29 protein-coding genes and 1 pseudogene are annotated in these 21,310 nt (G+C 68.6%); 27 read left to right on the top strand and 3 right to left on the bottom strand.

Going from position 1 to position 21,310, the window contains the following annotated elements; all coding sequences use genetic code 11:
* Window positions 1-86 precede the first annotated feature (86 nt).
* The 25 genes from rplN (at window position 87) to glmM (ending at window position 17,080) form a co-directional block, all read left to right on the top strand.
* The gene (gene rplN, locus ACZ3YO_RS15820) at window positions 87-458 is read left to right on the top strand and encodes a 50S ribosomal protein L14 (protein WP_030393301.1); all 372 of its coding nucleotides are present in this window, start codon (window positions 87-89) and stop codon (window positions 456-458) included.
* Window positions 459-473: 15 nt separating this feature from the next.
* Entirely contained in the window at window positions 474-785 is a 312-nt protein-coding gene (gene rplX / locus ACZ3YO_RS15815; protein ID WP_030055828.1) for a 50S ribosomal protein L24, read from the top strand.
* Complete coding sequence (gene rplE / locus ACZ3YO_RS15810; RefSeq protein WP_209414071.1) at window positions 785-1,354, top strand: 50S ribosomal protein L5; 570 nt, start codon at window positions 785-787, stop codon at window positions 1,352-1,354. The genes rplX and rplE overlap by 1 nt, the downstream gene beginning before the upstream one ends.
* Window positions 1,355-1,358: 4 nt before the next feature.
* Window positions 1,359-1,544, top strand: a complete 186-nt coding sequence (locus ACZ3YO_RS15805) for a type Z 30S ribosomal protein S14 (protein ID WP_030393303.1) — start codon at window positions 1,359-1,361, stop codon at window positions 1,542-1,544.
* A gap of 268 nt (window positions 1,545-1,812) precedes the next feature.
* Entirely contained in the window at window positions 1,813-2,220 is a 408-nt protein-coding gene (gene rpsH / locus ACZ3YO_RS15800) for a 30S ribosomal protein S8 (protein WP_030232489.1), read from the top strand.
* Window positions 2,221-2,242: 22 nt separating this feature from the next.
* Complete coding sequence (gene rplF / locus ACZ3YO_RS15795; protein ID WP_329488120.1) at window positions 2,243-2,782, top strand: 50S ribosomal protein L6; 540 nt, start codon at window positions 2,243-2,245, stop codon at window positions 2,780-2,782.
* Between the two features lie 3 nt (window positions 2,783-2,785).
* Window positions 2,786-3,169 carry a 50S ribosomal protein L18 gene (rplR, locus tag ACZ3YO_RS15790; protein ID WP_209414075.1) on the top strand — a complete coding sequence of 128 codons (384 nt, stop codon included), beginning with the start codon at window positions 2,786-2,788 and terminating at the stop codon, window positions 3,167-3,169.
* Window positions 3,170-3,217: 48 nt separating this feature from the next.
* Window positions 3,218-3,841 (top strand): 30S ribosomal protein S5, encoded by a 624-nt coding sequence (gene rpsE / locus ACZ3YO_RS15785; protein ID WP_030055834.1) that lies wholly within the window; start codon window positions 3,218-3,220, stop codon window positions 3,839-3,841.
* The gene (gene rpmD, locus ACZ3YO_RS15780; RefSeq protein WP_030300409.1) at window positions 3,841-4,023 is read left to right on the top strand and encodes a 50S ribosomal protein L30; all 183 of its coding nucleotides are present in this window, start codon (window positions 3,841-3,843) and stop codon (window positions 4,021-4,023) included. Before rpsE ends, rpmD begins: the two co-directional genes overlap by 1 nt.
* Window position 4,024: 1 nt before the next feature.
* The gene (gene rplO, locus ACZ3YO_RS15775) at window positions 4,025-4,477 is read left to right on the top strand and encodes a 50S ribosomal protein L15 (RefSeq protein WP_396321459.1); all 453 of its coding nucleotides are present in this window, start codon (window positions 4,025-4,027) and stop codon (window positions 4,475-4,477) included.
* Between the two features lie 319 nt (window positions 4,478-4,796).
* Window positions 4,797-6,107, top strand: coding sequence for a preprotein translocase subunit SecY (gene secY, locus ACZ3YO_RS15770; RefSeq protein ID WP_465569482.1), 1,311 nt, complete (start codon window positions 4,797-4,799; stop codon window positions 6,105-6,107).
* Entirely contained in the window at window positions 6,107-6,760 is a 654-nt protein-coding gene (locus tag ACZ3YO_RS15765) for an adenylate kinase (RefSeq protein WP_465548879.1), read from the top strand. The genes secY and ACZ3YO_RS15765 overlap by 1 nt, the downstream gene beginning before the upstream one ends.
* A 130-nt stretch (window positions 6,761-6,890) precedes the next feature.
* Window positions 6,891-7,730 (top strand): type I methionyl aminopeptidase, encoded by an 840-nt coding sequence (map, locus tag ACZ3YO_RS15760; RefSeq protein WP_465569480.1) that lies wholly within the window; start codon window positions 6,891-6,893, stop codon window positions 7,728-7,730.
* A gap of 128 nt (window positions 7,731-7,858) precedes the next feature.
* Window positions 7,859-8,284 carry a large conductance mechanosensitive channel protein MscL gene (gene mscL / locus ACZ3YO_RS15755; protein ID WP_465569478.1) on the top strand — a complete coding sequence of 142 codons (426 nt, stop codon included), beginning with the start codon at window positions 7,859-7,861 and terminating at the stop codon, window positions 8,282-8,284.
* A 182-nt stretch (window positions 8,285-8,466) separates the two neighbouring features.
* Window positions 8,467-8,688 (top strand): translation initiation factor IF-1, encoded by a 222-nt coding sequence (gene infA / locus ACZ3YO_RS15750; protein ID WP_003956442.1) that lies wholly within the window; start codon window positions 8,467-8,469, stop codon window positions 8,686-8,688.
* 33 nt (window positions 8,689-8,721) lie between these two features.
* Entirely contained in the window at window positions 8,722-8,835 is a 114-nt protein-coding gene (gene rpmJ / locus ACZ3YO_RS15745; protein WP_003956441.1) for a 50S ribosomal protein L36, read from the top strand.
* Between the two features lie 180 nt (window positions 8,836-9,015).
* A complete protein-coding gene (gene rpsM, locus ACZ3YO_RS15740; protein ID WP_030232510.1) occupies window positions 9,016-9,396 on the top strand; it encodes a 30S ribosomal protein S13 in 381 nt (126 codons plus the stop codon).
* A 72-nt stretch (window positions 9,397-9,468) separates the two neighbouring features.
* A complete protein-coding gene (rpsK, locus tag ACZ3YO_RS15735) occupies window positions 9,469-9,876 on the top strand; it encodes a 30S ribosomal protein S11 (RefSeq protein WP_030232513.1) in 408 nt (135 codons plus the stop codon).
* Between the two features lie 130 nt (window positions 9,877-10,006).
* Entirely contained in the window at window positions 10,007-11,029 is a 1,023-nt protein-coding gene (locus ACZ3YO_RS15730; RefSeq protein WP_030055844.1) for a DNA-directed RNA polymerase subunit alpha, read from the top strand.
* A 127-nt stretch (window positions 11,030-11,156) separates the two neighbouring features.
* Window positions 11,157-11,639: a 50S ribosomal protein L17 gene (rplQ, locus tag ACZ3YO_RS15725; protein WP_465548872.1), complete on the top strand. Its 483-nt coding sequence runs from the start codon at window positions 11,157-11,159 to the stop codon at window positions 11,637-11,639.
* A 94-nt stretch (window positions 11,640-11,733) separates the two neighbouring features.
* Window positions 11,734-12,636, top strand: a complete 903-nt coding sequence (gene truA, locus ACZ3YO_RS15720; RefSeq protein ID WP_465569475.1) for a tRNA pseudouridine(38-40) synthase TruA — start codon at window positions 11,734-11,736, stop codon at window positions 12,634-12,636.
* Between the two features lie 41 nt (window positions 12,637-12,677).
* The gene (locus ACZ3YO_RS15715; RefSeq protein WP_396321452.1) at window positions 12,678-14,336 is read left to right on the top strand and encodes an ABC-F family ATP-binding cassette domain-containing protein; all 1,659 of its coding nucleotides are present in this window, start codon (window positions 12,678-12,680) and stop codon (window positions 14,334-14,336) included.
* A 210-nt stretch (window positions 14,337-14,546) separates the two neighbouring features.
* Window positions 14,547-14,990 (top strand): 50S ribosomal protein L13, encoded by a 444-nt coding sequence (gene rplM, locus ACZ3YO_RS15710; RefSeq protein ID WP_014136251.1) that lies wholly within the window; start codon window positions 14,547-14,549, stop codon window positions 14,988-14,990.
* Between the two features lie 46 nt (window positions 14,991-15,036).
* Complete coding sequence (gene rpsI, locus ACZ3YO_RS15705; protein ID WP_148644401.1) at window positions 15,037-15,540, top strand: 30S ribosomal protein S9; 504 nt, start codon at window positions 15,037-15,039, stop codon at window positions 15,538-15,540.
* A gap of 175 nt (window positions 15,541-15,715) precedes the next feature.
* On the top strand, window positions 15,716-17,080 hold the full coding sequence (gene glmM, locus ACZ3YO_RS15700; RefSeq protein ID WP_465548867.1) for a phosphoglucosamine mutase: 1,365 nt from the start codon (window positions 15,716-15,718) through the stop codon (window positions 17,078-17,080).
* A gap of 151 nt (window positions 17,081-17,231) precedes the next feature.
* On the opposite strand, the gene coaA is transcribed toward glmM, so the two are convergent.
* Entirely contained in the window at window positions 17,232-18,227 is a 996-nt protein-coding gene (gene coaA, locus ACZ3YO_RS15695; protein ID WP_405360138.1) for a type I pantothenate kinase, read from the bottom strand.
* Between the two features lie 99 nt (window positions 18,228-18,326).
* Here coaA and glmS point away from each other — a divergent pair, with 99 nt between their 5' ends.
* Window positions 18,327-20,183, top strand: a complete 1,857-nt coding sequence (glmS, locus tag ACZ3YO_RS15690; RefSeq protein WP_465548863.1) for a glutamine--fructose-6-phosphate transaminase (isomerizing) — start codon at window positions 18,327-18,329, stop codon at window positions 20,181-20,183.
* A 132-nt stretch (window positions 20,184-20,315) separates the two neighbouring features.
* On the opposite strand, the pseudogene ACZ3YO_RS15685 reads toward glmS, so the two are convergent.
* Together ACZ3YO_RS15685 and ACZ3YO_RS15680 are read right to left on the bottom strand one after the other, a co-directional pair.
* Window positions 20,316-20,657, bottom strand: a pseudogene (locus ACZ3YO_RS15685) (Uma2 family endonuclease); the annotation flags it as partial.
* The gene (locus tag ACZ3YO_RS15680) at window positions 20,635-20,793 is read right to left on the bottom strand and encodes a hypothetical protein (protein ID WP_465569471.1); all 159 of its coding nucleotides are present in this window, start codon (window positions 20,791-20,793) and stop codon (window positions 20,635-20,637) included. The gene ACZ3YO_RS15680 and the pseudogene ACZ3YO_RS15685, both read right to left, overlap by 23 nt.
* Window positions 20,794-20,926: 133 nt before the next feature.
* On the opposite strand from ACZ3YO_RS15680, the gene ACZ3YO_RS15675 reads away from it, so the two are divergent.
* Entirely contained in the window at window positions 20,927-21,295 is a 369-nt protein-coding gene (locus ACZ3YO_RS15675) for a holo-ACP synthase (RefSeq protein ID WP_465569469.1), read from the top strand.
* Window positions 21,296-21,310: the final 15 nt, after the last annotated feature.

Raw genomic sequence — 21,310 nt, 5'->3', positions numbered from 1 at the left:
CGGCCGTATGTGCACCAGGCCCCTTGCGGGCGCTGGTGTGAGCAGCGGCCGGCCCGTCAGCTCTCGTTGACGATCAGGAGAAAGCTGTGATCCAGCAGGAGTCGCGACTGCGTGTCGCCGACAACACGGGCGCGAAGGAAATCCTTTGCATCCGCGTTCTCGGTGGCTCCGGTCGCCGCTACGCCGGTATCGGGGACGTCATCGTCGCCACCGTCAAGGACGCGATCCCCGGCGGTTCGGTGAAGAAGGGTGACGTCGTCAAGTGCGTCGTCGTCCGCACCGTGAAGTCGCGCCGTCGTCCCGACGGTTCGTACATCCGGTTCGACGAGAACGCCGCTGTCGTTCTCAAGAACACCGACGGTGACCCCCGTGGTACCCGCATCTTCGGCCCGGTGGGCCGCGAGCTGCGCGACAAGAAGTTCATGAAGATCATCTCGCTTGCGCCGGAGGTGCTCTAACTCATGGCGAACAGCATGAAGATCAAGAAGGGTGACCTGGTCCAGGTCATCACCGGCAAGGACCGCGGCAAGCAGGGCAAGGTCATCCAGGCCATGCCCGCCGAGAACAAGGTCCTGGTCGAGGGTGTGAACCGGGTCAAGAAGCACACCAAGCCGGGCCCGGGCACTCAGGGTGGCATTGTCACCGTCGAGGCCCCGGTGCACGTCTCCAACGTCCAGCTGGTCGTGGAGAAGGACGGCAAGAAGGTCGTCACCCGCGTGGGCTACCGCTTCGATGACGAGGGCAACAAGATCCGCGTTGCCAAGCGAACCGGTGAGGACATCTGATGTCTGAGACGTCTGTTGAGAAGGTGACCCCCCGTCTCAAGGAGCGTTACAACTCCGAGATCAAGGGTCAGCTGCAGGAGCAGTTCTCGTACGAGAACGTCATGCTGACGCCCGGCCTGGTCAAGGTCGTCGTCAACATGGGTGTCGGCGAGGCCGCCCGTGACAGCAAGCTGATCGAGGGCGCGATCCGCGACCTGACCGCGATCACCGGTCAGAAGCCGGCCGTGACCAAGGCTCGCAAGTCCATCGCGCAGTTCAAGCTGCGCGAGGGCCAGCCGATCGGCACCCACGTCACCCTCCGTGGTGACCGCATGTGGGAGTTCCTGGACCGTCTGGTGACGCTGGCCCTGCCGCGTATCCGTGACTTCCGTGGTCTCTCCCCCAAGCAGTTCGACGGCCGTGGCAACTACACCTTCGGTCTGACCGAGCAGGTTATGTTCCACGAGATCGACCAGGACAAGGTCGACCGTCAGCGCGGTATGGACATCACCGTCGTGACCACCGCTCAGACCGACGACGAGGGCCGGGCGCTCCTGCGTGCTCTGGGCTTCCCGTTCAAGGAGGCGTGAGCCAATGGCGAAGAAGTCCCTCATCGCGAAGGCCGAGCGGAAGCCGAAGTTCGGCGTCCGGGCCTACACCCGGTGCCAGCGCTGCGGCCGTCCGCACTCGGTGTACCGCAAGTTCGGCCTCTGCCGTGTGTGCCTCCGTGAGATGGCCCACCGCGGCGAGCTGCCGGGCGTGACCAAGAGCTCCTGGTAATCAGGATCTCGCGGTAACGCCATAGCGAAGCAGGTGTGCCCGATCCCACAGCGCCCCTTTTTGGGGCTACGTACGGAATCCCGTAAGGTAGTGAGGTCGGGCCCCCTGTCGCGGGAGCTCCATAGCTGCCGTCGACCCTCTTCGGAGGGCTCGCACCCAGTCTTACGACGCCGCAGGTCCCCTGCGTCTGTGCCCCTGCCGCACTCCTCGGAGTGCGGCAGGGGGACCTGGCGCGGAGAAACCACGGCGAGAGAGGCCTGAGGCCATCATGACCATGACCGACCCCATCGCAGACATGCTCACGCGTCTGCGTAACGCGAACTCGGCGTACCACGACACCGTGGCGATGCCGGCCAGCAAGATCAAGGCGCACGTCGCCCAGATCCTGCAGCAGGAGGGGTACATCTCCTCCTACAAGGTTGAGGAGCCCGTTGAGGGCGAGGTCGGCAAGAAGCTGACCATCGAGCTCAAGTTCGGCCCCAACCGTGAGCGCTCGATCGCTGGCATCAAGCGGATCAGCAAGCCGGGCCTGCGGGTCTACGCAAAGTCCACCAACCTGCCGAAGGTTCTCGGCGGCCTGGGCGTGGCGATCATCTCCACGTCCTCCGGTCTCCTCACCGACAAGCAGGCTGCCAAGAAGGGCGTAGGCGGAGAAGTTCTCGCCTACGTCTGGTAATTCGGGAAACGGAGGTACAGCAATGTCGCGCATTGGACGGCTGCCCATCCCGGTTCCCGCCGGCGTGGACGTCACCATCGATGGCCAGGCGGTCTCGGTGAAGGGCCCGAAGGGCTCCCTCACCCACCATGTCGCCGCGCCGATCGAGATCGGCAAGGGCGAGGACGGCACGCTGCTCGTCACCCGCCCCAACGACGAGCGTCTGTCGAAGGCCCTGCACGGCCTTTCCCGCACGCTGGTGGCGAACATGATCACCGGCGTGACCGCGGGCTACCGCAAGTCGCTGGAGATCAGCGGCGTCGGCTACCGAGTTCTGGCGAAGGGCTCCAACATGGAGTTCCAGCTGGGCTACAGCCACCCGATCCTGGTCGAGGCCCCTGAGGGCATCACCTTCGTCGTCGAGTCGGCCACCAAGTTCCACGTGGACGGTATCGACAAGCAGAAGGTCGGCGAGGTCGCCGCAAAGATCCGCAAGCTGCGCAAGCCCGACCCGTACAAGGCCAAGGGCGTCAAGTACGCGGGCGAGGTCATCCGCCGCAAGGTCGGAAAGAGTGGTAAGTAAGCGATGAGCGTCTCTGTCAAGATCGGCAAGGGCAACGCCTACAAGAGCGCCGCTCGCAAGCGCCGCGCGATCCGCGTTCGCAAGCGCGTCGTCGGCACCGAGGTGCGTCCGCGCCTCGTCGTGACGCGCTCGAACCGTCACATGGTCGCCCAGGTCATCGACGACGCCAAGGGTCACACCCTGGCGTCGGCGTCCACTCTCGACGTGTCCATCAAGGGCGTCGAGGGCGACAAGACCGAGCTGGCCAAGAAGGTCGGGAGCCTGGTCGCCGAGCGCGCCAAGGCCGCCGGCATCGAGTCGGTCGTCTTCGACCGCGCGGGCAACCGGTACGCAGGCCGCATCGCCGCTCTGGCCGATGCTGCCCGTGAGGCCGGGCTCGACTTCTAAGCCGCTCGTCGGCTCAGTCGACGGACGTAATCGAGAGAGGTAATTCCAATGGCTGGACCCCAGCGCCGCGGTAGCGGCGCCGGCGGCGGCACCGGCGGTGGCGAGCGGCGCGACCGTAAGCGTGACGACCGGGGTAACGCCCCCGCCGTCGAGAAGACCGCTTACGTCGAGCGTGTCGTTGCGATCAACCGTGTCGCCAAGGTTGTCAAGGGTGGTCGTCGTTTCAGCTTCACCGCGCTGGTCGTGGTGGGCGACGGTGACGGCACCGTGGGTGTCGGTTACGGGAAGGCGAAGGAGGTTCCGGCCGCCATCGCCAAGGGTGTTGAGGAGGCCAAGAAGAACTTCTTCAAGGTCCCCCGTATCCAGGGCACCATCCCGCACCCGATCCAGGGCGAGAAGGCTGCCGGCGTCGTGCTCCTGAAGCCGGCTGCCCCCGGTACCGGTGTTATCGCCGGTGGCCCGGTGCGTGCCGTGCTGGAGTGCGCCGGTATCCACGACATCCTGTCGAAGTCGCTCGGCTCCGACAACGCGATCAACATCGTGCACGCCACCGTGGCCGCTCTGAAGGGCCTCGTGCGCCCCGAGGAGATCGCCGCGCGTCGTGGCCTGCCGCTGGAGGACGTGGCTCCCGCCGCTCTGCTGCGGGCTCGTGCTGCAGGGGTGAGCGCCTGATGGCTCGCCTGAAGATCACGCAGACCAAGTCCTACATCGGCAGCAAGCAGAACCACCGCGAGACGCTGCGCTCGCTGGGTCTGAAGCGCATGCACGATGTGGTCGTCAAGGAGGACCGTCCCGAGATCCGCGGGATGGCCCAGACCGTGCGTCACCTCGTCACGGTCGAGGAGGTGGACTGAGATGGCTGACTCGCCGATCAAGGTGCACAACCTGCGTCCCGCCCCGGGTGCCAAGACCGCCAAGACCCGTGTCGGTCGTGGTGAAGGCTCCAAGGGTAAGACCGCCGGTCGTGGTACCAAGGGCACCAAGGCCCGCTACCAGGTTCCGCAGCGCTTCGAGGGTGGCCAGATGCCGCTCCACATGCGCCTGCCGAAGCTGAAGGGCTTCAAGAACCCGTTCAAGATCACGTTCCAGGTTGTCAACCTCGACAAGCTGGCCGAGCTCTACCCGCAGGGTGGCGAGGTCACCGTCGAGGGCCTGGTCGCCAAGGGCGCGGTTCGCAAGAACTCCCTCGTCAAGGTGCTCGGCACCGGCGAGATCTCGGTTGCCCTGCAGGTGACGGTTGACGCCGTCTCCGGCTCCGCCGCCGAGAAGATCACCGCCGCCGGCGGTACCGTCACCGAGCTCGTCTGAGCCCGCTGACTTCCCACGAGCCCCGCACCTCCTCCGGGAGGTGCGGGGCTCGTGCTTTTCCCGCCGCCGCCCGGCCCGCTCCCCGGTAGGTGCGGGCCTCGTTCTTTTGTGTGGCAAACCCGGGCATCCCGTACCCCGTGAGTGGGGGAGGGGCCGTACGCGCTTCTTTCGAGTGGCCGCGCACTGTTAGAGTCCGTGGAGTTCCCTTGTAGGCTGCGCGTAGGCTCGCCTGTGCCGTCTGTACGGGGGCCCGAACCGAAAACTCCCCATTCAGGACCGACCCTCCCGCCGACGACGCGCGGGAGGCGCAGGAGGCACCGTGCTCAGTGCGTTCGCGCGGGCGTTCCAGACGCCCGACCTGCGCAAGAAGCTGCTGTTCACGCTGGGCATCATGGTGCTGTTCCGGCTGGGTTCGCACATCCCGGTACCCGGGGTGGACTTCCAGGCCGTCAACGCCTGTGTGAAGGCGTCCAGGAACAGCGGTCTGTTCGGGCTCGTCAACCTGTTCAGCGGTGGCGCGCTCCTCCAGCTGACGATCTTCGCGCTCGGCATCATGCCGTACATCACCGCCAGCATCATCCTCCAGCTCCTCACCGTCGTGATCCCGCGGCTCGAGGCGCTGAAGAAGGAGGGGCAGGCCGGCACCGCGAAGATCACCCAGTACACCCGGTACCTGACCATCGCGCTCGCCGTGCTCCAGGGCACCGGCATCGTGGCGACGGCCTCCAGCGGCGCGCTGTTCTCGAACTGCCCCGTGGGCAACCAGGTCGTGCCGGACACCGGGGTGTTCCGGATCGCCGTCATGGTTCTCACGATGACCGCCGGCACCACGTTCATCATGTGGCTCGGCGAGCTGATCACCGACCGCGGCATCGGCAACGGCATGTCGCTGCTGATCTTCACCTCGATCGCGGCGCAGTTCCCGTCCTCGATGTGGGCGATCAAGACGGGCGGCACCATCGGCGGCGGCTGGGTCGAGTTCCTCTCCGTGGTCGCGGTCGGCGTCATCGTTGTGATGCTGGTCATCTTCGTGGAGCAGGCCCAGCGCCGGATCCCCGTCCAGTACGCGAAGCGGATGATCGGGCGGCGGGCCTTCGGCGGCACCTCGACCTACATCCCGCTCAAGGTGAACCAGGCCGGTGTCATCCCGGTCATCTTCGCCTCGTCCCTGCTGTACATCCCCGCGCTGGTGGTCCAGCTGACCAACAGCCAGGCGAGCTGGGCGGTCTGGATCAGGACGAACTTCGTCAAGGGCGACCACCCGATCTACATGGCGACCTACTTCCTGCTGATCGTCTTCTTCGCCTTCTTCTACGTCGCGATCTCCTTCAACCCCGAAGAAGTTGCCGACAATATGAAGAAGTATGGTGGGTTCATCCCGGGCATCCGGGCCGGCCGACCGACGGCCGAGTACCTGAACTACGTGCTCACCCGCATCACGTGGCCGGGTTCGCTCTACCTGGGCCTGATCGCGTTGATCCCGATGATCGCCCTGGTCGCCTTCGGACAGCAGACCAACTTCCCGTTCGGCGGCACCAGTGTTCTCATCGTCGTCGGCGTCGGACTCGAAACTGTGAAGCAGATCGAGAGCCAGCTCCAGCAGCGCAATTACGAAGGGTTCCTCCGCTGATGCGTATCGTCCTCGTCGGGCCTCCCGGGGCCGGGAAGGGTACTCAGGCGCACCTGCTCGCCAAGACCCTGTCCATCCCCCACATCTCCACCGGCGACCTGTTCCGCGCCAACATCGGTCAGGGCACCCCGCTGGGGCTCGAGGCCAAGAGCTACATGGACGCGGGTCGCCTGGTACCGGATGAGGTCACCATCGGGATGGCCAAGGACCGCATGCTCCAGCCCGACGCCGCCAAGGGCTTCCTGCTCGACGGCTTCCCCCGCAACCTCGGCCAGGCCAAGGCGCTGGACGAGTTCCTCGCGGAGCAGGGCATCGCGCTGGACGGCGTGCTGGACCTCGAGGTCCCCGAGGACGAGGTCGTCCGGCGCATCGCCGGCCGTCGGCTCTGCCGCAACGACGGCGGCCACGTGTTCCACGTGGACTACAACCCGCCGAAGACCGCGGGCGTCTGCGACGAGTGCGGTGGCGAGCTGTACCAGCGCTCGGACGACACCGAGGAGAAGGTGCGCACGCGCCTGGAGGTCTACCACACGGAGACCGAGCCGATCATCGACTACTACGCCCAGCAGGGCCTGGTGGCGACGATCCCGGCCCTCGGCAAGGTGGACGAGGTCACCCAGCGCGCGATCGGGGCGCTGAAGCAGGACAGCTGAGTTTCCGGACACGTACGTACGGCCGCGCTCCCCTTCCCCGGGGCAGCGCGGCCGTACGGCGTCGTACGGTGGAACGAGTGCACGGCCGCCCGGCAAGGACCGGGCGGGAACCCAAGGAAGGCGTGACCAGATGGTGGAGATCAAGACCCCCGAGCAGATCGCGAAGATGCGAGCGGCCGGGCTGGTCGTCGCCGAGGCGCTCAAGGCCTGCCGTGAGGCGGTCGCTCCGGGGGTGACCACCCAGGAGCTCAACGACGTCGCCGACAAGGTCATCACCGACCACGGCGCCACCTCGAACTTCCGCGCCCACCACGGCGGGCTCTGGTTCCCCGGGGTGATCTGCGCCTCGGTGAACAACGAGGTCGTCCACGGCATCCCCGGCGACCGGGTGCTGCAGGAGGGCGACGTCATCTCGATCGACTGCGGCGCCATCCTGGACGGCTGGCACGGCGACGCGGCGATCACCGTGGCGGTCGGCGAGGTCCGGCCCGAGGTGGAGATGCTGAGCACGGTGACCGAGGGCTCGATGTGGGCCGGCATCGCCCAGATGAAGAAGGGCAACCGGCTGGTCGACGTCTCCAAGGCGATCGAGGGCTTCATCCGCCGCCAGCCGCTTCCTCCCAAGGGCAAGTGGGGCATCACCGAGGGCTACGGCGGCCACGGCATCGGCACCGCGATGCACATGGAGCCGCACGTGCTGAACTACGTCGAGCGCGGCCGCGGCAAGGGCCCCAAGCTGGTCCCCGGCACCGTGCTGGCGATCGAGCCCATGGTCTCGCTCGGCACCCCGCACACCACGGTGCTGGAGGACGAGTGGACCGTCGTGACCAACGACGGCACCTGGGCCTCGCACTGGGAGCACTCGGTGGCTGTGACGGAGCAGGGTCCGCTGGTGCTGACCGCCTTCGACGGCGGCCGGGCCGAGCTGGCGAAGCTGGGCATCACCGCAGCTCCGGACCCGTTGGCGTAGTGGCCGAGGCGGCCGACTGCCGCGTCTGACAAAGGATCAGAGCCCTGGAGGTTTGGACCTCCAGGGCTTTTGTCCTATTTTTATCGGCTGGCAGTGGCTTCAGCGGCTTCGAACGGCAGGAGAGAGCAGTGCTCAAGGGATTCCGCGACTTCATGATGCGCGGCAACGTGGTCGACATGGCGGTCGGTGTCGTCATCGGTGCCGCCTTCACCGGGGTGGTGACCGGCTTCGTGTCGGCGTTCCTCACCCCGCTGGTGGGCGTGGTGGTCGGCGCGGCCGGCGACTTCAGCTCCTACAAGGCCGTGGTGGCCGGGGTCACGTTCCCGTACGGCCAGTTCCTCAACGTGCTGATCGCGTTCTTCATGACCGCCGCGGTGCTGTACTTCTGCGTCGTGCTGCCGGTCACCAAGGCCACCGCCCGGTACATGCCGAAGAAGCCGAAGATCCCGAAGCGCCCCTGCCCCGAGTGCCTGACCGAGATCCCCGAGGCCGCCCGCCGCTGCTCCGCCTGCACCGCGCACGTCGAGCCGCTGATGGTCGTCGCCCCGCGCTGACGCCGTGCGCCGACGACCCGGCCCCGGTTTTGGCGCATCCCACGGGCTGGCGTAGGATGGACCGTCGGCTCACTCGTAGCGTGCTTCAGCACGCCCTCTTCCCTAGCGGGTCGGGGTGAACCCAGGTTCGCACGAGCGTGCCGCATACGGTAGCCGGTCCCGGAAGGTGGATCTCGCAGTTCATGGCTAAGAAGCAAGGCGCCATTGAGATCGAGGGCACCGTGATCGAGTCTCTTCCGAACGCGATGTTCAAGGTCGAGCTGCAGAACGGTCACAAGGTCCTCGCGCACATCAGCGGCAAGATGCGCATGCACTACATCCGCATCCTGCCGGACGACAGGGTCGTCGTGGAGCTCAGCCCCTACGACCTCACGCGCGGCCGGATCGTCTACCGCTACAAGTAACAACGTCAGATCTAGACCCGGAGAACCTGAGACATGAAGGTCAAGCCGAGCGTCAAGAAGATCTGCGACAAGTGCAAGGTGATCCGCCGTCACGGCCGGGTCATGGTGATCTGCGACAACCTGCGCCACAAGCAGCGCCAGGGCTGATTGCTCTCCCCCCAGCATTTCTCGTAGTACTTCGCGCGACGCGAAAACGTCATAAGCGGGCTACCCGATCCGCCCTTCGCAGGGCGGACTGCCGCCCCCGGTCAGAGGCCGGGGCTCCCTCACCGTGAGGTGTCGGAGTAGGTAGCACGCAAGACCTCTGAAGAAACACAGGAGCCTTGAATGGCACGCCTCGCCGGCGTTGATCTCCCCCGTGAGAAGCGGATCGAGATCGCCCTTACGTACGTGTACGGCATCGGCCGTACCCGCGCCCAGCAGACCCTGGCCGAGACCGGTGTCAACCCGGATGTCCGCGTTCGCGACATCTCCGAGGAAGACCTCGTCAAGCTGGGCCAGTACATCGACGCCAACTACACGGTCGAGGGTGACCTCCGCCGTGAGGTGGCCGCCGACATCCGCCGCAAGGTCGAGATCGGCTGCTACGAGGGTCTGCGTCACCGCCGTGGCCTGCCGGTCCGCGGTCAGCGCACCCACACCAACGCGCGTACCCGCAAGGGCCCGCGTCGCGCGATTGCCGGCAAGAAGAAGCCGGGCAAGAAGTAGTCCGTCCCGTAACCGGACATCCCTCCGGCCCGCGGGTCAGCGGACCGACCACCTCAGTAGGAGAACAGACTTATGCCCCCCAAGGGTCGTCAGGCTGCCGGCGCGAAGAAGATCCGCCGCAAGGAAAAGAAGAACGTCGCTCACGGCCACGCGCACATCAAGAGCACGTTCAACAACACCATCGTTTCGATCACCGACCCCGCGGGCAACGTGATCTCCTGGGCCTCTGCCGGCCACGTCGGCTTCAAGGGCTCGCGCAAGTCCACCCCGTTCGCCGCGCAGATGGCCGCCGAGGCCGCTGCCCGTCGCGCGCAGGAGCACGGCATGCGCAAGGTTGACGTCTTCGTGAAGGGTCCGGGCTCCGGCCGCGAGACCGCGATCCGTTCGCTCCAGGCCACCGGCCTGGAGGTCGGCTCGATCCAGGACGTCACCCCCACCCCGCACAACGGCTGCCGTCCGCCGAAGCGCCGCCGCGTCTGACGCAGCGCCTTCGGGCACGCGGGTACTGCTTTAAACCTCGTACGGGCTCCCGTTTTGGACGGGAGCCCGTACGCTGGTTCTGTTCGGCATCAAATAGTGGGTGCCGAAGACAACTGGAGGATCTGAAAACATGCTGATCGCTCAGCGTCCCTCGCTGACCGAAGAGGTCGTCGACGAATTCCGCTCGCGGTTCGTGATCGAGCCGCTGGAGCCGGGCTTCGGCTACACCCTCGGCAACTCCCTGCGCCGCACCCTCCTCTCGTCGATCCCCGGCGCTGCTGTCACCAGCATCCGCATCGACGGTGTCCTGCACGAGTTCACCACCGTGCCGGGCGTCAAGGAGGACGTGACCGACCTCATCCTCAACATCAAGCAGCTGGTCGTCTCCTCGGAGCACGACGAGCCGGTCGTGATGTACCTGCGCAAGCAGGGCCCGGGTGTGGTCACCGCCGCCGACATCGCCCCGCCGGCCGGTGTCGAGGTGCACAACCCCGAGCTGGTCCTCGCCACGCTGAACGGCAAGGGCAAGCTGGAGATGGAGCTGACCGTCGAGCGCGGTCGCGGCTACGTCTCCGCCGTGCAGAACAAGGCCTCCGGCCAGGAGATCGGCCGCATCCCGGTCGACTCGATCTACAGCCCCGTGCTGAAGGTCACCTACAAGGTCGAGGCCACCCGTGTCGAGCAGCGGACCGACTTCGACAAGCTGATCGTCGACGTCGAGACCAAGCCCGCCATGCGCCCGCGTGACGCCATGGCCTCGGCCGGCAAGACCCTGGTGGAGCTGTTCGGTCTCGCCCGCGAGCTGAACATCGACGCCGAGGGCATCGACATGGGCCCGTCCCCGACGGACGCCGCCCTGGCCGCCGACCTGGCGCTGCCGATCGAGGAGCTGGAGCTCACCGTTCGGTCGTACAACTGCCTCAAGCGCGAGGGCATCCACACCGTGGGTGAGCTCGTCGCCCGCTCCGAGGCCGACCTGCTCGACATCCGCAACTTCGGTGCGAAGTCGATCGACGAGGTCAAGGCGAAGCTGGCCGGCATGGGCCTGGCGCTCAAGGACAGCCCGCCCGGGTTCGACCCGACCGCCGCCGCCGACGCCTTCGGCGCCGACGACCTGGACGACGCGGGTTACGCGGAGACCGAGCAGTACTAAGAGATTTGGCCGCGGGGGCGGTTCCACGGAGCCGCCCCCGTCGTCGCGAAAGTCGTACGGGCAACAGTGCCCGTACGCCCGCTGCGGTACCTGATACGGCCGTAGTCGGAGATTCAAGGAGTAATCCATGCCGCGTCCCACCAAGGGTGCCCGCCTCGGCGGCGGCCCGCACCACGAGCCGCTGCTGCTCGCCGGTCTGTGCCGGGAGCTCTTCCAGTACGGCCGCATCACCACGACCGAGGCCAAGGCCCGTCGGATGCGCCCGCTGGCGGAGAAGCTGATCACCAAGGCGAAGAAGGGCGACATCCACAACCGTCGCCTGGTTCGCAAGACGATCACCGACATCGCCGTGCTGCACACCCTCTTCACCGAGATCGCGCCGCGCTACGAGAACCGCCCGGGTGGTTACACCCGTATCACCAAGATCGGTCCCCGTCGTGGCGACAACGCCCCGATGGCCGTGATCGAGCTGGTCGAGGCGCTGACCGTCGCGCAGACCGCCGTCGGCGAGGCCGAGGGCGCCACCAAGCGCGCCGTCAAGGAGGCCGACGAGGCCGCCGCTGCCGTCGAGACCAAGGCCGACGAGGCCGAGGCCGCCGAGCAGGCCTGACACCTCCAGGTGTTGCGGGCCCGTTCTCCCATCCGTGGGGGAGCGGGCCCGTTCCTCGTCTTTGGGTAGAAGAAGCAGTCCGGGGAGAGAAGCAGTGGTCAACGATTGCGCCGAGCGGCCGCCGGTGAAGGACGGTCCGGCGGACGGGTACGTCCGGATCCGGCTCGACCTCGCCTACCAAGGCGCCGAGTTCTCCGGCTGGGCCCGCCAGCGCGGCGGCCGGCGGACGGTGCAGGAGGAGATCGAGACCGCGCTGCAGATCGTGACCCGCAGCACCGAGCTGTACCCGCTGACCGTCGCCGGCCGCACCGACGCCGGAGTGCACGCCCGCGGCCAGGTCGCGCACGTCGACCTGCCGGCCGGGCTGTGGGCCGAACACCGGGAGAAGCTGCTGCGGCGGCTGGCAGGGCGGCTGCCCGGGGACGTCCGGATCTACCGGCTCGGCGAGGCCCCGGCCGGCTTCGACGCCCGCTTCTCCGCCATCTGGCGCCGGTACGCCTACCGGGTCGCCGACCACCCCGGCGGGGTGGACCCGCTGCTGCGCGGGCACGTGCTCTGGCACGACCGGCCGCTGGACGTCGAGAAGATGAATGCGGCCGCCAAGCTGCTGCTCGGCGAGCACGACTTCGCCGCCTACTGCAAGAAGCGCGAGGGCGCGACCACCATCCGCACCCTGCTGGAGCTGCACTGGGACCGCGTCCCGGTGGACGCCTACGCCTCGCAGGAGGGCTCGCTGGCGGTCGCCACCGTCCGGGCCGACGCCTTCTGCCACAACATGGTGCGGGCGCTGGTCGGCGCGATGCTGCTGGTCGGCGACGGCCACCGCCCGGTGGAGTTCCCCGGCGAGGTGCTGGCCGGCGGGGTGCGCAACTCCGCCGTCAACGTGATCCGGCCGTACGGGCTGACGCTGGAGGAGGTCGGATACCCGGCCGACGACCAGCTCGCCGAGCGCAGCCGGCTGGCCCGCCGGATCCGCACGCTGCCGGGGCAGCCGTAATCCGTTTTGGCCCACGGCCGCGACTTGGGACAATCTCCCTCATGGGACACGTCGAGATTTCGCACCTGGAGTACTACCTGCCGGACGGGCGGGTGCTGTTCGACGACGCGTCCTTCCGGGTCGGCGAGGGCGCCGCGGTCGCCCTGGTGGGCGCCAACGGCGCCGGCAAGACCACGCTGCTGCGCATGATCGCGGGCGACATCCAGCCGCACGGCGGCACGGTGACGATCAGCGGCGGACTCGGCGTGATGCGCCAGTTCGTCGGCACCACCGGCCGCGAGGACCAGTCGCAGACGCCGGGCGCGCTGCCCGCCGACGCCTCCGTCCGTGACCTGCTGGTCTCCGTCGCCCCCGAGCGGATCGCGCTCGCGGCCCGCGCGGTCGACGCCGCCGAGCTGGCGATGATCGCCCAGGACGACGAGAAGACGCAGATGGCCTACGCCCAGGCGCTCTCCGACTGGGCCGACGTCGGCGGCTACGACTACGAGACCGACTGGGACGTCTGCACCATGGCGGCCCTCGGCATGCCCTTCGACAAGGCCCAGTGGCGCGGCCTGAACACCCTCTCCGGCGGGGAGCAGAAGCGCCTGGTCCTGGAGGCGCTGTTGCGCGGCCCCGAAGAGGTGCTGCTGCTGGACGAGCCGGACAACTACCTGGACGTGCCGGGCAAGCGCTGGCTGGAGGAGGCCATCAAGGCCACCTCGAAGACCGTGCTCTACATCTCGCACGACCGCGAGCTGCTCTCGCACACCGCCGAGAAGATCATCAGCGTCGAGTCCGGCGCGGCCGGCAGCAGCGTCTGGGTGCACGGCGGCGGGTTCGACTCCTTCCACGAGGCCCGCAAGGACCGCTTCGCGCGGTTCGAGGAGCTCGGCCGGCGCTGGGACGAGGAGCACGCCAAGCTCAAGAAGCTGGTCGTCACGCTGCGCCAGGCGGCCTCCGTCAGCCACGCGCTCGCCACCCGCTACGCCGCCGCCCAGACGCGGCTGAAGAAGTTCGAGGAGGCCGGCCGCCCGGAGGAGCCCCCGCGCGAGCAGAGCATCACCATGCGGCTCAAGGGCGGGCGCACGGGCGTGCGCTCCTTCACCATGGAGCAGCTGGAGCTCACCGGGCTGATGAAGCCGTTCGACCTGGAGGTCTTCTACGGCGAGCGGGTCGGCGTGCTGGGCTCCAACGGCTCCGGCAAGTCGCACTTCCTGCGGCTGCTCGCCGGGGACGAGACGGTCGCGCACACCGGTACGTGGAAGACCGGCGCCCGGGTCGTGCCGGGCCACTTCCGGCAGACCCACGCCCATCCCGAGCTGTTCGGCCGGACGGTCCGCTCGATCGTCGAGGAGGAGCACGCGCTCAGCCGCGGTGCCGCCATGGGCGCGCTGCGCCGTTACGAGCTGGACCGGCAGGAGGAGCAGAAGTTCGAGTCGCTGTCCGGCGGGCAGCAGGCCCGGCTGATGATCCTCAAGCTCGAACTCTCCGGTGTGACGGCCCTCCTGCTCGACGAGCCGACCGACAACCTGGACCTGGAGAGCGCCGAGGCGCTGCAGGCCGGGCTGGAGGCCTTCGACGGCACGGTGCTCTGCGTCACGCACGACCGCTGGTTCGCCAGGACCTTCGACCGATTCCTGGTGTTCGGCGCCGACGGCCGGGTCTACGAGTCCTCCGAGCCGGTGTGGGACGTCACCCGGGTCGAGCGCGATCGCTGACCGTTTTTGACCCACCCGGGGCGGCCCGGTAGGCTGGGTGCTTGTTGTGCGTATTGGCTCGCTCTATCTCACGTGAGAGGTCGGTACGCCGGAGATACCAGGTCGACCACCCAGCGGCCCCCCTTGAATTGCGTCCAAGGCGGCCAGGCTGATGCGCTCGACCAGGTGCTCCTGTCAGGACTCACTCACTGAAAAGCAGAGGCTACGACCGTGCGTACGTACAGCCCCAAGCCCGGCGACGTCCAGCGTCAGTGGCACGTCATCGACGCGACCGACGTCGTGCTCGGCCGCCTGGCCTCCCAGGCCGCCAACCTCCTCCGGGGTAAGCACAAGGCGATCTACGCGCCGCACGTTGACACCGGTGACTTCGTCATCATCATCAACGCGGACAAGGTGCACCTGTCGGGTAACAAGAAGACCCAGAAGCTGGCGTACCGCCACAGCGGTTTCCCGGGCGGTCTCCGCTCGGTCCGTTACGACGACCTCCTGGCGAACAACCCGGAGAAGGCCGTCGAGAAGGCCATCAAGGGCATGGTCCCCAAGAACTCCCTGGGCCGCCAGATGCTCTCGAAGCTGAAGGTCTACTCGGGCGACCAGCACCCGCACGCTGCCCAGCAGCCGGTGCCGTTCGAGATCACCCAGGTCGCGCAGTAACTCCGGCCACCTAGCCCCCCAACACTGAAAAGAGCTGAGGAACACCGTGGCCGAGACCACTGAAACCCTTGAGGTCGACTTCGACGAGACCGTCGTCGAGGGCGAGTACACCTCCGAGGAGAGCTACACCTCCGAGTCGCTGGCCGGTCGCTTCGGCGAGGCCGTCCCCGGCGCCGGCCTTGGCCGTCGCAAGGAGGCGATCGCCCGCGTGCGCATCGTTCCCGGCACCGGCGTCTGGAAGATCAACGGTCGCACCCTGGAGAACTACTTCCCCAACAAGGTGCACCAGCAGACCGTGAACGAGCCCTTCAAGCTGCTGGAGCTCGACGGTCGTTACGACGTCGTCGCCCGCATCTCGGGTGGCGGCACCTCCGGTCAGGCCTACGCGCTGCGCCTCGGCGTCGCCCGTGCCCTGAACGAGGCCGACGTGGACAACAACCGCGCCGCCCTCAAGAAGGCCGGTTTCCTGATGCGTGACGCGCGTGCCGTCGAGCGCAAGAAGGCCGGTCTCAAGAAGGCCCGCAAGGCGCCGCAGTACAGCAAGCGCTAGTCGCGCCCGAGGGGTGTGTGCCGCCCTGGTGGTGCACACCCCTGGTTGCGCTCTCACGCCCCGGAGTACCCCGTGTACTCCGGGGCGTCGTGCTCCCCTGCCACGGTGCGAAGGCCGGGGTTCGATCGGATTTACTGCCGGATCACTGCCGGCAGCGGCGATGGAGGACGGGACTGTGGGACGACTCTTCGGTACGGACGGCGTACGCGGTGTCGCCAACGAGGGGCTGACGGCCGAGCTGGCGCTCGGGCTGTCGGTCGCGGCGGCGCACGTACTCGGTGAGGCGGGGGCCTTCGACGGCCACCGGCCGGTCGCGGTGGTGGGCCGTGACCCGCGCGCCTCGGGCGAGTTCCTGGAGGCCGCGGTCATCGCCGGCCTGGCCAGCGCGGGCGTCGACGTACTGCGGGTCGGCGTGCTGCCCACCCCGGCGGTGGCGTACCTCACCGGCGCGCTCGGCGCCGACTTCGGCGTGATGCTCTCCGCGAGCCACAACGCCATGCCGGACAACGGCATCAAGTTCCTCGCCCGCGGCGGCCACAAGCTGGACGACCGCATCGAGGACGCCATCGAGACCCACTACCGGACGTACTCCGTCGGCAGCGACGAGTGGAAGCGCCCGACCGGCGCCGCCGTCGGCCGGGTCCGCGAGTACACCGAGGGCTTCGACAAGTACGTCGCCCACCTGATCGGCGTGCTGCCGAACCGCCTGGACGGCGTCCGGGTCGTCATCGACGGCGCCCACGGCGCGGCCGCCTACGTCGCCCCCGAGGCGTTCGCCCGGGCCGGCGCCGAAGTCGTCCACACCCTGGGGGCGGAGCCCACGGGCCTCAACATCAACGACGGCGTCGGCTCCACCCACCTGGACCGGCTGCGCGCCACCATGAAGGAGTACCGGGCCGACCTCGGCATCGCGCTCGACGGCGACGCCGACCGCTGCCTGGCCGCCGACGCGGACGGCAACGAGGTCGACGGCGACCAGATCATCGCGATCCTGGCCGTCGCCATGAAGGAGGCCGGCACGCTGCGGCGCAACACCGCCGTCGCCACCGTGATGTCCAACCTGGGCTTCAAGCTGGCGATGGAGCGCGAGGGCATCGAGCTGGTGCAGACCGCCGTCGGCGATCGCTACGTGCTGGAGGCCATGAAGGAGCACGGCTTCGCGCTGGGCGGCGAGCAGTCCGGCCACGTCATCCTGCTCGACCACGCCACCACCGGCGACGGCACCCTCACCGGCCTGATGCTGGGCGCCCGGCTGGCCGCGACCAAGCAGCCGCTGGCCGACCTGGCCACCGTGATGACCCGGCTGCCGCAGCTGCTGATCAACGTCAAGGGTGTCGACAAGAGCCGGGTCAAGACCAGCGAGGAGCTGGCGGCCGCGGTCGCCGAGGCGGAGGCCGAGCTGGGCACCACCGGCCGGGTGCTGCTGCGCCCGTCCGGCACCGAGCCGCTGGTCCGGGTGATGGTCGAGGCCGCCGACCAGGTGCAGGCCAAGGCCGTCGCCGAGCGGCTGGCCGAGGCGGTCCGGACGCACCTGGGCTGACGGCCCGTTCGTGACGAAGGCCCCCGCCGGTTCGTACGGCGGGGGCCTTTCCGGCTTGTCCGGGGCCGAGGCTGTCGGGCCGTCGATCCTTCGGGCCGTCAGGCCGCGGGGCTCCGGATTGCGGATTGCGGGGGCGGGGCTGGGGCTGCGGTCAGAGCTTGCGCAGCAGGGCGCGGCGGACCTTGTGGTCCGCGCCCTTCTGCAGGATCAGGGTGGCGCGGCCGCGGGTGGGCAGCACGTTCTCCAGCAGGTTGGGCTTGTTGATGGTGCGCCAGACCTGTCGGCCGTACTCCATCGCCTCCTCCTCCGGCACTTCGGTGAAGCGGCGGAAGTAGGAGTTCGGGTCCTGGAAGGCGGTGTCCCGCAGCTTCTTGAAGCGGGAGAGGTACCAGCTCTCGATGTCGTCGGTGCGGGCGTCGACGTAGATCGAGAAGTCGAAGTAGTCGGCCACCGCGAGCCTGGTCCGGCCGTCGGTGCCGGGCAGGGCCGGCTGGAGGACGTTCAGGCCCTCGACGATCAGGATGTCCGGGCGCTCCACGGTGAGCCGCTCGCCCTGCACGATGTCGTACACCAGGTGCGAGTAGACCGGGGCGGTCACCCGCTCCTTGCCGGCCTTCACGTCCGCCACGAAGCGCATCAGCGCGCGCCGGTCGTACGACTCGGGGAACCCCTTGCGCGCCATCAGACCGCGTCGGCGCAGCTCGGCGTTGGGCAGCAGGAAGCCGTCGGTGGTGACCAGCTCGACCCGGGGGTGCTCGGGCCAGCGGGCCAGCAGCGCCTGGAGCAGACGGGCGGTGGTGGACTTGCCGACGGCGACCGAACCGGCCACGCCGATGATGAACGGGGTCCGGGTGCGCTCGGTGTCCGGGGTGTCCAGGAAGGTGCCCACCGCGCCGCGCAGCTCGTGCGTGGCGTGGATGTAGAGGTTCAGCAGCCGGGACAACGGCAGATAGACGTCGCGGACCTCGTCCAGGTCGAGGGCGGTGCCCAGACCGCGCAGCCGTTCCACCTCCTCGGCGGTCAGCGGCAGCGGCGTACGCTCGCGCAGCGCGCTCCACTCGGCCCGGCTGAGGTCCACGTAGGGGGACGGGGACGGGCCGGGCGTGGCGGCGCCCCGCGTACAGAGTTCGGTCAGCACATGCTCCATTGTGGGCCGTAGCGGCGTTCACGGTGGCTGTGGTGTCGGTCACGCGCACGGGGTGAAGCGTGCGAAAAGGGCATCCTGGCCGCCCTTATGCTGGCACGCATGTGCGGAATCGTTGGATACGTGGGCGCTCAGCCCGCTCTTGATGTAGTAATCGCAGGCCTGCAGCGACTGGAGTACCGGGGCTACGACTCGGCCGGTGTCGCGGTGCAGGTGAAGGGCTCCGACGGGCAGTGGAGCCTGGCCACCGACAAGCGGGCCGGCAAGCTCGCCAACCTGGAGAAGTCGCTCGCCGAGACGCCTCTTCCCGGCGGCACCACCGGCATCGGTCACACCCGCTGGGCCACCCACGGCGGCCCGACGGACGCCAATGCCCACCCCCACCTGGACGACGCCGCCCGGGTCGCCGTGGTGCACAACGGCATCATCGAGAACTTCGCCCAGCTGCGGGCGGAGCTGGCCGAGCGGGGCCACACGCTGCGCTCCGAGACCGACACCGAGGTCGTCGCGCACCTGCTGGGCGAGGTGTACGAGGGCGACCTGGCGGAGGCCATGCGGGTGGTCTGCCGCCGTCTGGACGGCGCCTTCACCCTCGTCGCCGTGCACGCCGACGCGCCGGACGTGGTGGTCGGTGCCCGCCGCAACTCGCCGCTGGTGGTCGGGCGCGGCGAGGGCGAGAACTTCCTCGCCTCCGACGTCGCCGCGTTCATCGCGCACACCCGCGAGGCGATCGAGCTCGGCCAGGACCAGGTCGTCGAGCTGCGCCGCGAGGGCGTCACGGTGACCAACTTCGACGGCACCCCGGCCGACGTCCGCGAGTACCACGTGGACTGGGACGCCTCGGCCGCCGAGAAGGGCGGCTACGACTACTTCATGCTCAAGGAGATCGCCGAGCAGCCGAAGGCCGTCGCCGACACCCTGCTCGGCCGGATCGGCACCGACGGCCGGCTCACCCTGGACGAGCTGCGGATCTCCGACGCCGACCTGCGCTCGGTCGACAAGGTCGTCATCGTCGCCTGTGGCACCGCGTTCCACGCCGGCATGATCGCCAAGTACGCGATCGAGCACTGGACCCGCATCCCCTGCGAGGTCGAGGTCGCCTCCGAGTTCCGCTACCGCGACCCGATCATGGGCCCGGGCACGCTGGTCATCGCGATCTCGCAGTCCGGCGAGACCATGGACACCCTGATGGCGCTGCGGCACGCGCGCGAGCAGGGCGCCAAGGTGCTGGCGATCTGCAACACCAACGGCTCCACCATCCCGCGCGAGTCGGACGCGGTGCTGTACACGCACGCCGGGCCCGAGGTCGCCGTCGCCTCCACCAAGGCGTTCCTGACCCAGCTGGTGGCCTGCTACCTGGTCGCGCTCTACCTCGGCCAGGTGCGCGGCACCAAGTGGGGCGACGAGATCTTCACCATCATCCGCGAGCTCGGCGACGCGCCGAAGCAGGTGGAGCAGGTGCTGGAGACCATGGAGCCGGTGCGCGAGCTGGCCCGCTCCCTGGCGGACGCCCGGTCGGTGCTGTTCCTGGGCCGGCACGTCGGCTTCCCGGTCGCGCTGGAGGGTGCGCTCAAGCTCAAGGAGCTGGCGTACATGCACGCCGAGGGCTTCGCGGCGGGCGAGCTCAAGCACGGGCCGATCGCGCTGATCGAGGAGGGGCTGCCGGTCGTGGTGGTCGTCCCCTCGCCGCGCGGCCGCTCGATCCTGCACGACAAGATCGTCTCCAACATCCAGGAGATCCGGGCCCGTGGCGCCCGCACGATCGTCATCGCGGAGGAGGGCGACGAGGCCGTCGTCCCGTACGCGGACCACCTGATCCGCATCCCGGTGACGCCCACGCTGCTCCAGCCGCTGGTCTCCACCGTGCCGCTGCAGGTCTTCGCCTGCGAGCTGGCCACGGCCAAGGGCCACGAGGTCGACCAGCCGCGCAACCTGGCGAAGTCGGTCACCGTCGAGTAGTACCCCGCCACGGTGCCCCTGCGGTGGCTGCGGCCTACCGCAGGGGCACCGTGTCGAGTGTGAAGGAGAAGGGGGCGGGAGGTCGATGAGCTTGCCGAAGTCGACCTGGGTGAGGGCGGTGCAGTCGCCGTCCTCGGGTTCGGTGAACAGCGTCACCTTGCTCTCGCTGCGGTCGACCAGGAGGTAGCAGGGGACACCGGCCGCGGCGTAGCCCAGCCGCTTGACCTCGCGGTCCGTGACAGGACCGGTCGACGGGACTTCCAGGACGAGCACGATGCCGGTCGTGGACGACCACGAGTCCTGCGCACGGAAATGGCCCACGGGAGCAACGGTGGCGTCCGGGACGAACCGTCCCTTCGGCGTGATCAGCCCCTTGGCCCCGCTGACGCAGATCTCCCCGGCCGCCCGGTGCGCAACGGCGCGGCCGAACCTGGCGACCGCGTCTTCGTGGTCACCGCCCGGCGGTGGGGTCACCGTCCGGCGGTGGGGTCGCGATGATCTCCCCTTCGATCAGTTCAGCCTTGAAGCCCGGCGGCGTGTCCAGCTCCAGGAACGCCTGGAGGATGCCGTCCCGGCCCAGGGGGCCCGCGACTGCCGGCATGGCGACCATGCCCTTCTCCCTCCTGCTGGTCCTTGCTCGTGCCGACCTTCGCGAGCGACACGGCAGGCGTACGGACCGATACCGGTGGGGGATCGAAGTGGTTGTCACTCGGAAGTGTCCCGCAAAGCCGGAGGAACAGCTGGTGATCATCGGAGTCGGGATCGACGTGGCCGCCATCGACCGGTTCGGGGCCGCGCTGGAGCGCACGCCGGGGATGGCGGAGCGGCTGTTCACGCCGGGTGAGTTGCGGTTGCCGTCGGGGGAGCGGCGGGGCGTGGCCTCGTTGGCGGCGAGGTTCGCGGCGAAGGAGGCACTGGCCAAGGCGCTCGGCGCGCCGGGCGGGCTGCGCTGGACGGACGCCGAGGTGGTGAGCGCCGGCTCGGGCCGGCCGGAGCTGAGGGTGCGGGGGACGGTGGCCGCGCGGGCGGCCGAACTGGGCGTCGGGTCGTGGCACGTGTCGCTCAGCCATGACGCGGGCGTAGCGTCGGCGGTAGTCATCGCCGAGGGTTAGCCGAGGGTTAGGGGC

The sequence above is a fragment of the Kitasatospora sp. NPDC022785 genome (assembly GCF_055561295.1).
Note: the sequence above shows the minus strand (reverse complement) of the source record. Positions and strands in the feature narration are given on the sequence as shown.

Bases quoted from the DNA above. Each gene is read 5' to 3' on its own strand.
- rpsE (WP_030055834.1), top strand. From the start codon at position 3,218: ATGGCTGGACCCCAGCGCCGCGGTAGCGGCGCCGGCGGCGGCACCGGC.
- ACZ3YO_RS15805 (WP_030393303.1), top strand. From the start codon at position 1,359: ATGGCGAAGAAGTCCCTCATCGCGAAGGCCGAGCGGAAGCCGAAGTTC.
- rplR (WP_209414075.1), top strand. From the start codon at position 2,786: ATGAGCGTCTCTGTCAAGATCGGCAAGGGCAACGCCTACAAGAGCGCC.
- rpsM (WP_030232510.1), top strand. From the start codon at position 9,016: ATGGCACGCCTCGCCGGCGTTGATCTCCCCCGTGAGAAGCGGATCGAG.
- rplX (WP_030055828.1), top strand. From the start codon at position 474: ATGAAGATCAAGAAGGGTGACCTGGTCCAGGTCATCACCGGCAAGGAC.
- rplF (WP_329488120.1), top strand. From the start codon at position 2,243: ATGTCGCGCATTGGACGGCTGCCCATCCCGGTTCCCGCCGGCGTGGAC.
- rpsH (WP_030232489.1), top strand. From the start codon at position 1,813: ATGACCATGACCGACCCCATCGCAGACATGCTCACGCGTCTGCGTAAC.
- ACZ3YO_RS15765 (WP_465548879.1), top strand. From the start codon at position 6,107: ATGCGTATCGTCCTCGTCGGGCCTCCCGGGGCCGGGAAGGGTACTCAG.
- rplE (WP_209414071.1), top strand. From the start codon at position 785: ATGTCTGAGACGTCTGTTGAGAAGGTGACCCCCCGTCTCAAGGAGCGT.
- coaA (WP_405360138.1), bottom strand. From the start codon at position 18,227: ATGGAGCATGTGCTGACCGAACTCTGTACGCGGGGCGCCGCCACGCCC.
- ACZ3YO_RS15680 (WP_465569471.1), bottom strand. From the start codon at position 20,793: ATGGTCGCCATGCCGGCAGTCGCGGGCCCCCTGGGCCGGGACGGCATC.
- rplO (WP_396321459.1), top strand. From the start codon at position 4,025: ATGGCTGACTCGCCGATCAAGGTGCACAACCTGCGTCCCGCCCCGGGT.
- infA (WP_003956442.1), top strand. From the start codon at position 8,467: ATGGCTAAGAAGCAAGGCGCCATTGAGATCGAGGGCACCGTGATCGAG.
- ACZ3YO_RS15730 (WP_030055844.1), top strand. From the start codon at position 10,007: ATGCTGATCGCTCAGCGTCCCTCGCTGACCGAAGAGGTCGTCGACGAA.
- glmS (WP_465548863.1), top strand. From the start codon at position 18,327: ATGTGCGGAATCGTTGGATACGTGGGCGCTCAGCCCGCTCTTGATGTA.
- map (WP_465569480.1), top strand. From the start codon at position 6,891: ATGGTGGAGATCAAGACCCCCGAGCAGATCGCGAAGATGCGAGCGGCC.
- ACZ3YO_RS15715 (WP_396321452.1), top strand. From the start codon at position 12,678: ATGGGACACGTCGAGATTTCGCACCTGGAGTACTACCTGCCGGACGGG.
- rplQ (WP_465548872.1), top strand. From the start codon at position 11,157: ATGCCGCGTCCCACCAAGGGTGCCCGCCTCGGCGGCGGCCCGCACCAC.
- rpmD (WP_030300409.1), top strand. From the start codon at position 3,841: ATGGCTCGCCTGAAGATCACGCAGACCAAGTCCTACATCGGCAGCAAG.
- rpmJ (WP_003956441.1), top strand. From the start codon at position 8,722: ATGAAGGTCAAGCCGAGCGTCAAGAAGATCTGCGACAAGTGCAAGGTG.
- rpsK (WP_030232513.1), top strand. From the start codon at position 9,469: ATGCCCCCCAAGGGTCGTCAGGCTGCCGGCGCGAAGAAGATCCGCCGC.